The sequence below is a fragment of the Streptomyces axinellae genome (assembly GCF_039532135.1).
GTDB classification, from domain to species: domain Bacteria; phylum Actinomycetota; class Actinomycetes; order Streptomycetales; family Streptomycetaceae; genus Streptomyces; species Streptomyces axinellae.
In genome coordinates this window covers 12,520-26,231 of record NZ_BAAARJ010000017.1, presented here as the reverse complement: position 1 = coordinate 26,231, position 13,712 = coordinate 12,520, and the positions used below count along the sequence as shown (strand labels likewise).

Genomic DNA, 13,712 nt, shown 5'->3' with positions numbered 1-13,712 from the left:
AAGACCCCGCCAGGGGCAACGGGAAGTAGTCGCCACGTGTCGCTCACGATCGGAATCGTCGGCCTGCCGAACGTCGGCAAGTCGACCCTTTTCAACGCTCTGACCAAGAACGAGGTGCTGGCGGCCAACTACCCGTTCGCCACCATCGAGCCGAACATCGGCGTCGTGGGCGTTCCCGATCCGCGGCTGGCCAAGCTCGCCGAGATCTTCCAATCCCAGCGCGTCCTGCCGGCCACCGTCGATTTCGTGGACATCGCGGGCATCGTGCGCGGGGCGAGTGAAGGCGAGGGCCTGGGCAACAAGTTCCTGGCGAACATCCGGGAGTCCGACGCGATCTGCCAGGTCATCCGCGCGTTCAAGGACGACAACGTCGTGCACGTGGACGGAAAGATCTCGCCCAAGAACGACATCGAGACGATCAACACCGAGCTGATTCTGGCCGACCTCCAGACGATCGAGAAGGTCCTCCCGCGTCTGGAGAAGGAAGCCCGCGTCAAGAAGGACAAGCAGCCGCAGGCCAAGGCCGTCCAGGAGGCGCAGGCCATCCTGGAGGAGGGCCGCACGCTCTTCTCCGCCGGCCTCGCCCAGGGCACCGAGAAGGCCGCCCCGCTCCACGAACTGCACCTGCTCACCACCAAGCCGTTCATCTACGTCTTCAACGTGGACGAGGACGAGCTGACGGACGAGTCCTTCAAGCAGGAACAGCGCGAGCTGATCGCCCCCGCCGAGGCGGTCTTCCTCAACGCCAAGCTGGAGGCCGACCTCGCCGAACTGGACGAGGACGAGGCCCTCGAACTCCTCCAGACCGTCGGCCAGGAAGAGCCCGGCCTCGCCACCCTCGCCCACGTCGGCTTCCGCACCCTCGGCCTCCAGACCTACCTCACGGCAGGCCCCAAGGAGGCCCGCGCCTGGACGATCAAGCAGGGCGCGACGGCCCCCGAGGCGGCCGGTGTCATCCACACCGACTTCCAGAGGGGCTTCATCAAGGCCGAGATCGTCTCCTACGAGGACCTGCTGGAGACCGGCTCCGTGACCGAGGCCCGCGCCAAGGGCAAGGCCCGCATGGAGGGCAAGGATTATGTGATGCAGGACGGGGACGTGGTGGAGTTCCGGTTCAACGTGTAGCCCCTGGTGACATCGGCGATACCGCTCGCCGAGCACGCACGACGGCCGGGATACACGTCAGCCGGGGCCGCCCGATGGGGGCGGCCCCGGCTGGTGTTCGGTCGCTGGAGGGTTGTGCCGTCCGGTCCGGGCAGGCTGTCCGGTCGGTGGGTCCGGCGCGGATTCTGCCGGGCGAACGCTACCGGTGGTCCGGCGGTGGCGGTCGCGGGTTCGAGTCCCTTGGTCGAGGGGCTGCGCGGAGGCGTGTAGGGGCCTGCCGGGGGCGTTGCGAGCGCGGAGGCGCTATCGCAAGGTGTTGAACTCGGGGGAGTTGAGGTCCTTGTGGACCACGCGGGCGACGTTCTCGATGTTGTCGACGCCGTCGTCCATCGTCTTGTTGTCCTGCGAGAGCACGGAGATCGTGTAGTCGTGGCCGGCGCCGGTGAACGCGCCGAGGCTGTGCACACGCCAGCCGTTCGAGGCGCGCTCCAGCCAGCCGTTCTTCACGTGCACCTCGGCGTCGTCCGGCGCGCCTGCCGGGGTGCCCCAGCGCTGGGAGGGGATGACGTCGCCGGTGAGCTTGAGGATGTAGGCGCGGGAGTCGTCGCTGAGCACCGGGTTCGCGTGCGTCACGAGCTGGAGGAGCTTTTCCTCGTCGTTCGCGTTGACCTGGGTGAGCCCCCAGGCCAGGTCGGGGTCGAGGGTGGTGTTGGTCATGCCCGCGGCCTGGAGGAAGCCGTTGATCTTGTCCGGTCCGAGCTGCTTCCACAGGGTGGTGGTGGCGTCGTTGTCGGATTTCGTGATCATGGCGGTGGCGAGCTTCTTCTCTTTCGCCGTCAGGGCGCGGCCGTCCTTCTGCGCGTCCCAGAGCAGCGTGGCGAGGACCGTCACCTTCACGGTGCTGGCGGAGTCGAACTCACGGTCCGCATCCACGGTGCAGGTGGTGTTCGTGGTGCGGTCGTGGAGGCTGACCGACGTGGTGGCGGTGGAGCCGTCCAGTGCCGAGTCGATGTCCTCGGACAGTCGGTCGGCGAGTTGCGGATTGTCCGAGGTGCAGACCGCCGACTGCGGCTGCGGGGTGGCCGCGTGGGCCGATCCCGCCGAGGCGATCGTCGGTATGAGAACTCCCGCGGCGAGCACTGCTTTTGACGCCAGGGAGTTGCGGGATGACGTGGTTATTCGTCGGTGCCGGCCCATGGTCCGTTGTCCGTTCTTCGCTGGTGCATTTCGTTACGCGGCTGCCTTCGCTCGGCTGCGAAGACCCTGTGCTCTTGCCGTCTCTTGCCCAGGAACACGAATCATCGACAGAGAGGGTTCAAAATGATGTATGGGTCACACAAGGCTGTTTCGCGATGCCCGCAACGCCTGGCAGTTCAAATGGGCTCATGTCGGACTACGGTCTCCCAGTGGTATGGGCCATCGACCAGTGGTATGGGCCATCGAGGCCGGTTTCGGCATCGCCGCCGACGGTGTTCTCCACGTCACGGCAACCGGCCTGGGCACCCGCACCAAGGCAACCGGCGCCGTGGCGGGTCACGGGGGCAGAAACAAGGGTGAACGAGAGGGGAAACAGTCCGGAGGAGTCGCACAACCTTCTGACGAATCATGAGGAGGCGGGGAGGCGGCTTTCGAGCGGGAAGTGGAGCCGATAGAGGTGTATCTGGCGCGCTGAAAACCAGGTGCGGAACGCGGTGGCGCGAGTGAGGTGGACAGTGCCTGGCGTCCTGGCGGATGGCATGAAATCCGAGCAGTCGGTCTTCCGAATGCGCCGGTCGGAATTGATGAAGACGGTGCGCGGTGCGTGGCGAATGGGAACCCTCGGTTTCACTGCGGCGTGCTGAAATGGGCAGGTGTCCCGCACGCGCCGCGCAGTCGTCCGCTATGCGCTCCCGGAGATTCCCCGGCAGGGGCAGGGGCAGGGGCTGAGGCCCCTGGGGCGGGCCGATGGCCTACGACGGCAGATGCCCGTTCACGAGTCTCAACGCTCATCAACAAGCCCGGATGCCCGGCCGCCACGCTCATGCGCGTTCGATCTGGGCCTCGTGCAGGGGCCCCGCCGGGATGCCGGAGTGCGCGGCGGCCTCCCGCAGCAGGCGCATCGCCTCGTCCAGGGCCTGGCCGGGGGTGTGGGCGGTGAGGGTGAAGTTCGCCCCCACCGTTTCCGCGTCGCCCTCGTCGGTGACGGTCAGCTGGGGGAGGGCGGCTACGTCCTGGGCCGCGAACCACTGTGTGAGGTGCGCGGCCAGGACGTCGGGGTCGAGCCCCGCGCGCGAGGCCGTGAGTTCCAGCCGGACTTCCCAGTTCACCGGACTTCCCCGTTCCTGTACTCACGGCCTCTGCGTTGCTCACTTGCCGGCATATTTCACTTGCCGGTGTCTCTCACGTGCCGGTTCGCGTCGCGTGCTGATCACGTGCCGGTTCGCGTCGCGTGCTGATCACGTGCCGGCTCGCGTCGCGTGCTGACCCGCTTCACTTGCCGGGGGTGTTCACCTTGACGGCCTTGGAGGACGCCTTCCCCTTGGTGCCCGGGAACGGGGACGTGATCTGGACGGTGATCTTCCCCTGGTAGGTGCCGTCCAGGTTCACCTTCTTGCCGCTGGGGCGAGGGGTGTAGTAGGTCGAGCCCGCGCCGTTCGTCGCCTTGACCTTGGTCTCGCTGGAGCCGGCGACGGCCTTCCACTTGGAGCCGCTCTTGCGGTAGAGCTTGCCCGTCACCTTCACATGCACCTGGGCGATGTTGCCCTGGCAGGAGACCCGGGTCTTGAAGATGACGGACTTGCCCTTCTTCGACCAGTGCGGGTTGTTGACCGCGGCGGTGCAGCTGGCCCAGCGGGCGGCGGCGAAGCCCTTGTCGGAGCCTTGCCACTCGCTGACCGCGGACTGGGAGCCGGGCCGGGCCCCGGTCCCGGACTCGGACCGGGATCCGGACGTTCCCGTGCCGGTGTTCTGGGCCGCGTAGCTGGAGGCGGCCCCGCCGGCCATGAGCGCCGCGCTGACGAGCGCGACGGCTGCCATTCGGCGAGATGTGTTGGTCACCATCGATACTTTCCCCCGTTTCGATTTGTCGTGACTTGCGCTATGTGACGTTACAGCAACCGATCGGCGCGGCGCACGGGATGACGGCAGTTCTCATGTGCCCATGACACGACTAAGACCTCCTGGAGACAGTGGAGTTGAGGGCTCCGCCTCTTCGGCGCCGCCCCCGGCGCGGCTCCCGGGGCTCAAGCGCCGTCCGCGCCTACGACCTCGTGCGCCAGCGCCACCAGGTCCGGGAGGGCCGGATGTGCCGGGCCCTCGCGCCAGGCGAGGAGGACGGGGACCGGGGGCGCGTCCGCGAGGGGGCGGTAGACCAGCGACGGGTGGGCGTGGTTGTTCGGGGTGGCCGTCGTGGAGATGCCGACGGCGCGGCCGGCGGCGATCGCGATGAGCCATTCGTCGGTGTTGGTCACCTCGATGGACCCGATGGGCCGGGATGTCGGCGGCCACAGGTCCAGCGTCGTCGTGCCGGAGACGGTGTTGAGGGCGATCGGGTGGGCGGCGAGGTCCGCCAGGGTGATGCGGGGGAGGACCGCGAGAGGGCTGTCCGCCGGTACGACCACCACCCGCTGCTCCGTCAGCAGCGTCTCCGTGCGCAGGCCCGCGGGGGCGCTCGGGCCCCGCATGGCCTCGCCGCGCAGGACGGCCGCGTCCACCCTGCCTTGGGTGAGGCCCGCCGTGCGGTCGTCGATGCGCAGCAGTTCGAGCGGCACGCCGGGGTGTGACTCGTCCCAGCGGCGCAGCAGCGGAATGGTGTGGTCGCCGAACGCGGCCCAGGTGTGGCCCACGCGCAGTGGCCAGGACGTCAGCCCGCGCGGATCGAGCGCGGTCTCGAACGCGGCGAGAGCCGCTGCGGCCTTGTCGCGGAACGTACGCCCCGCGGCGGTCAGTTCGAGGTGGTGCGTGGAGCGGTCGATGAGGCGGGCGCTCAGGTGGTCCTCCAGCTGGCGCAGGGTGCGGGAGAGCGCGGGCTGGCCCAGGTGGAGGCGGGCGGCGGCGCGGGTGACGTTGCCCTCCTCGGCGATGGCGAGGAAGGCGCGCAGGTGCCGCAGCTCGATGGTCATGCCTCCGGAGAATAAACGCGAGCGAACCGGCATTTCACGGGAGGCGGCGGATTTCCTACGGTGAGGTACATGACATCCACGGGGCACAGCCCCTCCGAGCCCTCCGCGCCCGCACCCGCATCCACCCCCGTGCTCGCTTCACACTCCGCCGCCGTTTCAGCTTCAGCTTCCCCTTCTGCCGCCGACTCCGCTTCCGTCGGCCCCGCCGGGTCCGGCTCGCCCGTGCACCTCCGCGCCGCGCCGGGGCGGGGCAGCCTCGCCGGAGTGGCGCTCATGCTGGCGGGGACGCTGTCCGTCCAGTTCGGGTCGGCCGTCGCCGCGCTGCTGTTCCCCCGGGCCGGCGCGCTCGGCACGGTCGCGCTGCGGGTGACGCTCGCCGCCGTACTCCTGCTGATCGTCACCCGGCCCCGGCTGCGCGGCTACGCGCGGGCCGACTGGGCCGTCGTCGGCGGCTTCGGGGTGGCCCTCGGCGGCATGAACCTGCTCTTCTACCAGGCGATCGACCGCATACCGCTGGGTCCCGCCGTCACCCTGGAGGTGCTCGGGCCGCTCCTGCTGTCCACCCTCGCCTCGCGCCGTGCCGCGAACCTGCTGTGGGCCGGACTCGCGCTGGCCGGGGTCTATCTGCTGGGCCGTGGCGGCTTCGACCAGCTCAACGTCTCCGGTGTGGCCTTCGCGCTGGGCGCGGGCGCGATGTGGGCCGCGTACATCCTGCTCAACGCCCGTGCGGGCGCCCGCTTCCCGCGCCTGGACGGGCTGGCGCTCGCGATGTCCGTCGCCGCGCTGATCAGCCTGCCGCTGGGCCTCGGCGCTGCGGGCGGGAGGCTGCTGGAGCCGGCGGTCCTCGGCCTGGGCCTGGCGATCGCGGTGATGTCCTCGGGCGTGCCCTACACCCTGGAACTGCTCGCCCTGCGCCGCCTGCCCGCCGCGACCTTCGCGGTGCTGACGAGCCTGGCCCCGGCCGTCGCGGCGGCGGCCGGCTACCTGGTGCTCGGCCAGGGGCTGTCGCTGGTGCAGTGCCTCGCGATCGCTCTGGTGGTCGCGGCCAGCGCGGGAGCCGTACAGGCGGGAACGGCGCGCGCGGGAAGGGCGCGTGCGGGGAGGGCGCGTACGGGAAGGGCGCGTGCGGGGAGGGCGCGTATGGGAAGGGCGCGTGCGGGGAGGGCGGCGGCGCGCGCGGAGGAGCACTGAGCCCTCGCGTAGCCCGCCCTAGCGGTGTCTCTGCCCCCGCGCCCCGCCTCCGGAACGGCCCGCTTCCGTATCCGCCCCCGTATCCACATCCACTTCCGTATCCGCTTCCGCTTCCGGTGCGGGGTCGCGGCCGAAGACCCAGGGGGCCAGGATCACCAGCCAGCCGTCGGGGTCCTCGAAGGCGAGGGCGCCGTGCTGGGGCCAGTACGGGTTGGCGGCCGGTACGGGGGTGTGGCCGTACGCGGCGAGCCGGGCGGCGGCCTCGTCGCGTGCCGCCGGGCCCGCCAGGTAGAGGACGAGCTGGTTCTCGGGGTGCGGCGCGGGGATGCGGGGCGGGTCGCCGTGTTGGGTGATCTCCATGTGGACGGGGGTGCCGGGCAGCCCGAGGACGATGCCGTCGTAGCCCGCGTGGCCGCGCCACTCGGCCAGGACGGGCAGGCCGAGCGCGTCGCGGTAGAAGGCGGCGACCGCCTCAAGCCGTGCGGAGGGGCGTGCGAAGCGGACAGCCCCGGCGGACAGGTGTGCGGGCCAACTGTGCTGCATGGGCCCCACGGTGGCACGCGGGACGCGAGGGCTCATCCGGCCGGGGACAGAGACCGGACGGACCTTGGGACCAGGACCACCCGGGGGCCAGGACCGCGCGGCCAGGACCCTCAGGATCGGGGCCCGTGCGAGCGAGGCCAAGCGCCAAAGAATTGTTTGACGGTACCGGCTCCGTACCGCACACTCATCCCGTGGCCGACATCGAATCCGGCCGCGCCCCGGCGCGCGGCGCCCTCAGCGGCACCCTGCGGCATCGCGGCTTCCGCGATCTCGCCCTCGGGCGGGCGCTGACATATTTCGGGAACGCGATGGCTCCCGTCGTCCTGGCCTTCGCCGTGCTCGACCTGGGTGGCTCGGCCGTCGATGTGGGGCTCGTCGTCGGCGCCCGGTCGGTCAGCAACGTGGCGCTGCTGCTGTTCGGCGGGCTGCTCGCCGACCGGCTGCCCCGCGCGCTCGTCCTCCAGGGCGCCGCGCTGGCCGCCGCGCTGGCGCAGGCCGTGGTGGGCCTGACGGTCCTCACCGGCCGGGCGCCGATGAGCGTCCTGGTGGTGCTCAGCGTGGTGCAGGGCGCGGCTTCGGCCGTCTCCTTGCCGGCCTCGGCCGCGCTGATCCCGCTGACCGTGCCGCCGCATGCGCTGCGCCCCGCGAACGCCCTCTCCCGTATGGGGGTGAACACCGGCATGATCGCGGGGACCTCGCTCGGCGGACTGCTGGCGGCCCTCGCCGGGCCGGGCTGGGGCATGGTCCTCAACGCGGCGGCCTTCCTCGGAGCGGCTCTGGCCTACCGCCTCGCGGGCCGCGAACTGCGCGCCGGCGCACGGGAGTCAGCGTCCGCCGGGCCCGCCACATCTGTCGGGCCTGCCGGGCCGTCCGCCGGGCCCGCGCGCCCGTGGCGGGAGCTGTGCGAGGGCTGGCGGGAGTTCGTGTCCCGCACCTGGGTGTGGGTGGTGGTGCTCCAGTTCTTCGTGGTGAACGCGGTGGCCTCCGGCGGCCTCCAAGTGCTGGGCCCCACCGTGGCCGACAGCACGTTCGGGCGTACGGTCTGGGGCTTTGTGCTGGCCGCTCAGATGGCGGGCGCGCTGTTCGGCGGGCTGCTGGTGGCGCGCTCCCGGGCGCGGCACGCGCTGCGCATCGGCGTGGCCGTCGTCGCGCTGGACGCGCTGCCGCTGCTCGCGCTGGCGCAGTCCGCGGATGTGGTGGTGCTGCTGGTGGCGATGTTCGTCAACGGCGTGGCCATCGAACAGTTCGGCGTCGCCTGGGACCTCTCGCTCCAGGAGAACATCCCGCCGGACAAGCTCGCCCGCGTCTACTCCTACGACGCGCTCGGCTCCTTCCTCGCGCTGCCGCTCGGCGAGATGACGGCGGGGCCGCTGGCCGAGCGGTTCGGGACGCGGGCCACGCTGCTGGGCGGCGTCGCGCTGGTCACCCTGGTGACGGCGGCAGCGCTGGGCAGCCGTCAGGTCCGCGCGCTGACGACCACGAGCACCGCGCCGCCACCACCGGCAGCCGCGCAACCGAAGCCGCAACCGAAGCCGCAACCGGAGCCGGGGCCGCAGCCAAAGCCGCAACCGGAGCCGGGGCCACGGCCGCAGCTGTAACCGGAACTGCGACCGGAAGCAGAAGCGCTGCCGCCCCGGCCGGTGCCCGGCGCCGAACCGGAATCCCGGCCGGGGCAAGTCTGACGGTGCCCCTCGCCCCGGTACGTGTCCCCGGCCTGCGGCACACTGGCCCCGTGTCAGGAAACCCGCCCTCTTCCGGCGTCGCCGGCCTGCGCGTGCTGGCGCATCCGCTGCGGCTGCGGCTGCTCTCCCTGCTGACCGGCACGGCGTACAGCGCGGCCGAGGCAGCCCGCGCCCTGGGCCAGTCGCAGGCCAACGTCAGCTATCACCTGCGCAGGCTGCACGCGGCCGGGCTCGTCGAGGCGGCGGGCGAGATTCCGGTACGCGGCGGCACGGCCAAGCGCTACCGCCACGACCCCGACAGCGGGCAGCGGGTGGGCCGGGACCTGCCCCAGGACGCCGGTGTGGAGGCCCATCTCGCGCTGGCGGCGGCCCTCGGCGAGGAACTGCGGCGGCGTACGGCCCAGCGGGACACGGCCGTCGAGGGCCGGATGACCGACGCGGAGGTCTGGCTGGAGCCCGCCGTCTGGGAGGACCTCAAGGCCCGAGCCGACAAGCTCGGCGAGGACCTGCACACCCGCGCGCTCCCGCCCCGCACCGAGGGGGCCGTACGGGTGAGCGCCACGATGGCGCTGTTCGCGATGACCTCCGACGAGGACCGGCCGATGCCTGGGACCCTGTCCGGCACGGGCGTCCCGAACGAGCCGAACGGACCGGGCGTCAAGGGCGAGCCTGACGCCCACGACGCCCCCGAGGCTCCGTAGCCCGCCGCTGCCCCCGCTGCCCGCCGCTGCCCGTGCTGCCTTCACCGTCGCTGCCTTCACCGTCCCCACCGCAGGGCGCGCGGCGCGTGCGGCTCTCCCGGCGGCGTGCGCCCCGCGTGAGGGCGGTTCATTGGTGGGGGTTGTGGCCCTGCTGTGCTGCTTGTGCGCCCCCTGAGCAGCAACTCATCACATCGGGTGAAACCTTGGCCGATTGTTGCGGTCAACAACCGTGTGTTGCCAAGCTGTTGCTGACTGTCAACCTGTCGAGCGTGCCGGACTGTGAGAAGTGCCGGTGCCGGGACCCAGTGCCGGAACGGGGAGAGCACACGTGCCATTCGGTGAGCAGCCCGCCTATCTGCGCGTCGCCGGAGATCTGCGCAAGAAGATCGCTGACGGCTCCTTGCCGCCGCACGCGCGTCTCCCTTCGCAGGCCCGTATCCGCGAGGAGTACGGCGTCTCGGACACCGTCGCCCTGGAAGCCCGCAAGGTGCTGATGGCCGAGGGCCTGGTCGAGGGTCGTTCGGGGTCGGGGACGTACGTCCGCGAGGTCCCGCTGCCCCGGCGCATCGCCCGGACGGGATACCGCTCGATCGGTGAGTGCACCCCCTTCCGCCAGGAGCAGTCCGACGAGCGGGTGCACGGCAGCTGGGAGTCGCAGAGCGAGCAGGAGGACGCCTCGCCCGGCGTCGCCGAGCGGCTGGCCATCGAGCCGGGCGAGCGGGTGATGCGTACCCGCTACGTCTTCCGCGTGGAGGGCGACCCGGCGATGCTCTCCACCTCCTGGGAGCCCCTGTCGGTGACGGGCCGTACGCCCGTGATGCTCCCCGAGGAGGGCCCGCTGGGCGGTAGGGGGGTGGTGGAGCGGATGGCGGCGATCGATCTGGTGGTGGACAACGTCACCGAGGAGGTCGGCAGCCGGCCGGGCCGCGCCGAGGAGATGAACGCGCTGGGCGGGGTGCCGGGGCACTCGGTGCTGGTGGTCTCGCGCACCTACTTCGCGGGCAAGCGCGCCGTGGAGACGGCGGATGTCGTGACGCCCGCCGACCGGTTCCGCATCGCTTACCACCTTCCGGTGAAGTAGGTGCCTCGCTCGCGGACATCCCGCTCCCAGTTGTCCTGCTCGCAGATGTCGCGCCGGCTCCGGCCTGCGGAAAGACGCGCCCCGGACCTCGTTGAGGTCCGGGGCGAACGTGTGGCCGAAAATTCTGGCCCTTTGTGCCAAGTCGAATGCGGTGAGTGAGGGCCGGGCGTAAGCTGCGGCATATGCGAAGTGTGAGCGGCGACAGCGAAGCGGTGCTGCCCTGGCAGCTCATACGCCAGGACGGGCACGGCAACCGATACCGCGTCGGCAGCTATGCCACCCGCGCCGAGGCCCAGCACCTCGCCGAGCGGCTGGGCGGCCGGCGCAACGGAACTGCGGACGGCTACGTGGTGGAGCGCCACGAGCACGCGAGCGAGAGCGACTACGGAGCGTGAGTCCATAGCGTCCGGGATGCGCCCCTCTCCTCCTCACTTCCCCTCGTTTTCCTCGCTCCTCCCGTCTCCCCGCGTCACCCGTGTCACCCGCGTACCGTCCGGGTGAGCCGCGCCGCGTGCCGTGGCATCCGGTGCCGGTCTGATCGCGAGCCATATCGGACTTGTGGATAATTGGCCTCTCTTGGCCGGAAATTCCGTTCGAGTCTGCTATCCGATCAGGGGTGTGGGCCGCGTGAGCACCGAACCCACCGAGAAGCCGACCACGCTTCTGGACACGCTCCGTGTCGGGATCGTCATGCTCGACGGGCAGGGGAACGTCCTGCTGTGGAGCCCGATGACCGAGGAGATCCTCGGCTGGCCGGCCGAGGAGGTCACCGGTCGGCCGATCGAGCAGCTCATCGAGGGCGGTGACGCCGACCGCCGGATCCGCGACACACTCGGGCGCACCCACCGCTGGCGCGGCATCCTGCACCTGCGCCACCGCGAGGGGCACCTGGTCGAGGTCGAGGGCCGCTCCTGTCTGCTGTGGGACACCGGGCACCGCCCGTGCGTGCTCGCCAACATCGTGGAGACCAGCCGGGTACGGGCCGTGGAGCACGACCTGGCCGCGCTGGACGGCCTGTTCGCCTCCTCGCCGCTGGGCATCGCCCTCTTCGACACCGAGAAGCGGTTCGTCCGCTTCAACCAGGCGCTGATCACGCTCAACAACGCCACCGACGACAAGCTCCTCGGCCGCACCGTCGCCGACCTGCTGCCTCCCGCGATGGCCGAGGAGGTCCTCCAGGTCCAGCAGACGGTGCTGGATACCGGCCGTTCCGTCGTGGACATGGTGATGCCGGCCCCCGACGGCGAGGGCGCGCGCTCCGTCTCCTACAGCAGGTTCACCGACCGCGCGGGCGAGGTGCTCGGGGTGAGCTGCACCATCATGGACATCACCGAGCGGCTGGAGGCGCTCAACAAGGTCGAGGCGGCCCGCGAGCGGCTGGCGCTGCTGGACTCCGTCGGGGTGGCGCTCGGCGACCTGCTGGACGCGGGGGCCGTCTCCCAGGCGCTGGCCGCCGCGCTCGTGCCCCGCTTCGCCGACTACTCCGGGGTGCTGCTGCGCGACGAGGTGCCCAGCGGCGGCGAGCTGCCCAGCGCCGTCATCCCCGTCGGCACCCCCGTCCACCGGCACGGGGTGGCCGCCCGCCAGGCCGACGAGCGCGTCGAGCGGCTGCTCCGGCTCACCGGCGAGACCGTCTACGCGCACGACTCCTTCATCGGCCGTTCCCTGGGCACCGGCGAGCCCCAGCTCGTCACCGGCCGCGACGCCATCTTGCGGGCGACCCACCACGGGGACCCCAAGGTGGCGGCCACCCTCGACCTGGGGGTCCACTCGCTGATGGCGGTGCCGCTGCGGGCGCGCGAGGTGGTGCTGGGGCTGCTCGTCATCGCCCGGGCCGACAAGCGCGAGCCCTTCGACCACGACGACCTCGTACTCGCCATGGAGCTGGCCGACCGCGCGGGCACCTCCCTGGACAACGCCCGCCTCTACGCGCGCGAGCGGCAGGGCGCGCTGATGCTCCAGCGCTCCCTGCTGCCCCAGCACGTCCCCGAACCGCCCGGTGTCGCCCTCGCCTACCGCTATGTGCCCGGCAGCAGCGGAACGGAGGTGGGCGGCGACTGGTTCGACGTCATCCCGCTGCCCGGCGGCAGGGTCGCGTTCGTGGTGGGCGATGTGATGGGCCACGGGCTGCACGCGGCCGTCACCATGGGGCGGCTGCGTACGGCGGTGCGCACCCTGGCCGGGCTGGACCTGCCGCCGGATGAGCTGCTGGCCCGCGTCAGCGACGTCAGCGACGATCTCGCGCACGGGCCGGAGGATCCGGTGATGGCCAGTTGCCTGTACGCCGTCTACGAGCCGGCCCCGACCGCCGCCGGGAGGGAGTGCGGGCTGCTGACCATGGCCTCCGCCGGGCACGTGCCGCCCCTGCTGGTGACCCGGGAGGACGGGCGCTGCCGGGCCGACGCGATCGAGCTGCCCGCCGGGACCCCGCTGGGGATCGGCGCGGTCGCCGGGCCCGGGGACGGCAGCCCCTTCGAGGCCGTCGAGCGGGAGATCCCCGAGGGCAGCGTGCTGGTCCTCTACACCGACGGGCTGGTGGAGAAGCGCGAGGAGGACATCACCGTCGGCATCGACCGGGTACGCGGCCTGCTGGCCGACGTCCCGGAGCTGCCCGAAGGCCAGGCCGCGCCGCCCGTGGCCACCGACACCGCCTGCGGCGACATCGAGGACGCCTGCGATGTGCTGATCGGCTCGCTGCGGGGTGCGGGCGGCCCCGGCGGCCGGCACAGTACCGGGGACGATGTCGCGCTGCTGATGGCACGGCTGGGCGGGCTGCCCGGGGACACCGCCGCTTCCTGGTCCTTCTCCACCGGCAGTTACGCCGTCCGCCGGGCGCGGGCGGCCGTGCGGGAGACGCTGCGCGAGTGGGATCTCATGGCGCTGGAGGACACCGGCGTACTGCTGGTGAGTGAACTGGTCACCAACGTGCTGCGGTATGCGCGCGGCCCCATCGGCGTCCGGATGGTGCGTGACGCGCGGCGGGAAGAGGCGGGCCGCGAGGGGGTGCTGATCGTGGAGGTGTCCGACCCGCTTTCCGAGCCGCCCCAGGAGCGCAGCGTCACCGCGGATCAGGAGAGCGGCAGGGGAATCCAGCTGGTGGCGAGTGAAGCGCGCCGCTGGGGTACTCGCCATGGACCGGAAGGCAAGACGGTGTGGTTCGAACTGGGACTGCCCTGAGCAGACATAAGGGGAGGAGCGGGGTGGCGTGGGGAGGCGCGCCGCGGGCGGGCGCACGGACTGGGACGTACGCGCACTTGTGAGGTTCGATTCGACGCTCGCTGGTTAGGAGAGAGAGGTGAACCCCCCGTGG

12 protein-coding genes are annotated in these 13,712 nt (G+C 71.5%); 7 read left to right on the top strand and 5 right to left on the bottom strand.

Features of this window, described 5'->3' with window-relative positions; genetic code table 11:
* Positions 1-36: 36 nt before the first annotated feature.
* Entirely contained in the window at positions 37-1,125 is a 1,089-nt protein-coding gene (ychF, locus tag ABD339_RS23810) for a redox-regulated ATPase YchF (protein WP_344568496.1), read from the top strand.
* Between the two features lie 282 nt (positions 1,126-1,407).
* Here ychF and ABD339_RS23805 read toward each other — a convergent pair whose 3' ends face one another.
* The 4 genes from ABD339_RS23805 to ABD339_RS23790 form a co-directional block, all read right to left on the bottom strand.
* Entirely contained in the window at positions 1,408-2,301 is an 894-nt protein-coding gene (locus ABD339_RS23805) for a serine hydrolase (protein ID WP_344568494.1), read from the bottom strand.
* An 821-nt stretch (positions 2,302-3,122) separates the two neighbouring features.
* Positions 3,123-3,410, bottom strand: coding sequence for a hypothetical protein (locus ABD339_RS23800; protein ID WP_344568492.1), 288 nt, complete (start codon positions 3,408-3,410; stop codon positions 3,123-3,125).
* A gap of 163 nt (positions 3,411-3,573) precedes the next feature.
* The gene (locus ABD339_RS23795) at positions 3,574-4,119 is read right to left on the bottom strand and encodes a hypothetical protein (RefSeq protein ID WP_344568490.1); all 546 of its coding nucleotides are present in this window, start codon (positions 4,117-4,119) and stop codon (positions 3,574-3,576) included.
* Between the two features lie 206 nt (positions 4,120-4,325).
* Positions 4,326-5,204, bottom strand: a complete 879-nt coding sequence (locus tag ABD339_RS23790; protein WP_344568488.1) for a LysR family transcriptional regulator — start codon at positions 5,202-5,204, stop codon at positions 4,326-4,328.
* A gap of 69 nt (positions 5,205-5,273) precedes the next feature.
* Here ABD339_RS23790 and ABD339_RS23785 point away from each other — a divergent pair, with 69 nt between their 5' ends.
* Positions 5,274-6,395, top strand: coding sequence for an EamA family transporter (locus ABD339_RS23785; protein ID WP_344568486.1), 1,122 nt, complete (start codon positions 5,274-5,276; stop codon positions 6,393-6,395).
* An 18-nt stretch (positions 6,396-6,413) separates the two neighbouring features.
* On the opposite strand, the gene ABD339_RS23780 is transcribed toward ABD339_RS23785, so the two are convergent.
* Positions 6,414-6,938 carry a VOC family protein gene (locus ABD339_RS23780; RefSeq protein WP_344568484.1) on the bottom strand — a complete coding sequence of 175 codons (525 nt, stop codon included), beginning with the start codon at positions 6,936-6,938 and terminating at the stop codon, positions 6,414-6,416.
* A 191-nt stretch (positions 6,939-7,129) separates the two neighbouring features.
* On the opposite strand from ABD339_RS23780, the gene ABD339_RS23775 reads away from it, so the two are divergent.
* From ABD339_RS23775 to ABD339_RS23755, 5 genes are all read left to right on the top strand, one after another.
* Entirely contained in the window at positions 7,130-8,536 is a 1,407-nt protein-coding gene (locus ABD339_RS23775) for an MFS transporter (protein WP_344568482.1), read from the top strand.
* A 134-nt stretch (positions 8,537-8,670) separates the two neighbouring features.
* Positions 8,671-9,321 (top strand): helix-turn-helix domain-containing protein, encoded by a 651-nt coding sequence (locus ABD339_RS23770; protein ID WP_344568480.1) that lies wholly within the window; start codon positions 8,671-8,673, stop codon positions 9,319-9,321.
* 328 nt (positions 9,322-9,649) lie between these two features.
* Positions 9,650-10,402: a GntR family transcriptional regulator gene (locus tag ABD339_RS23765; RefSeq protein ID WP_344568479.1), complete on the top strand. Its 753-nt coding sequence runs from the start codon at positions 9,650-9,652 to the stop codon at positions 10,400-10,402.
* Between the two features lie 182 nt (positions 10,403-10,584).
* Entirely contained in the window at positions 10,585-10,797 is a 213-nt protein-coding gene (locus tag ABD339_RS23760; protein WP_344568477.1) for an SPOR domain-containing protein, read from the top strand.
* Positions 10,798-11,029: 232 nt separating this feature from the next.
* Positions 11,030-13,579: a SpoIIE family protein phosphatase gene (locus tag ABD339_RS23755; protein ID WP_344568476.1), complete on the top strand. Its 2,550-nt coding sequence runs from the start codon at positions 11,030-11,032 to the stop codon at positions 13,577-13,579.
* The last annotated feature ends 133 nt before the right edge of the window (positions 13,580-13,712 follow it).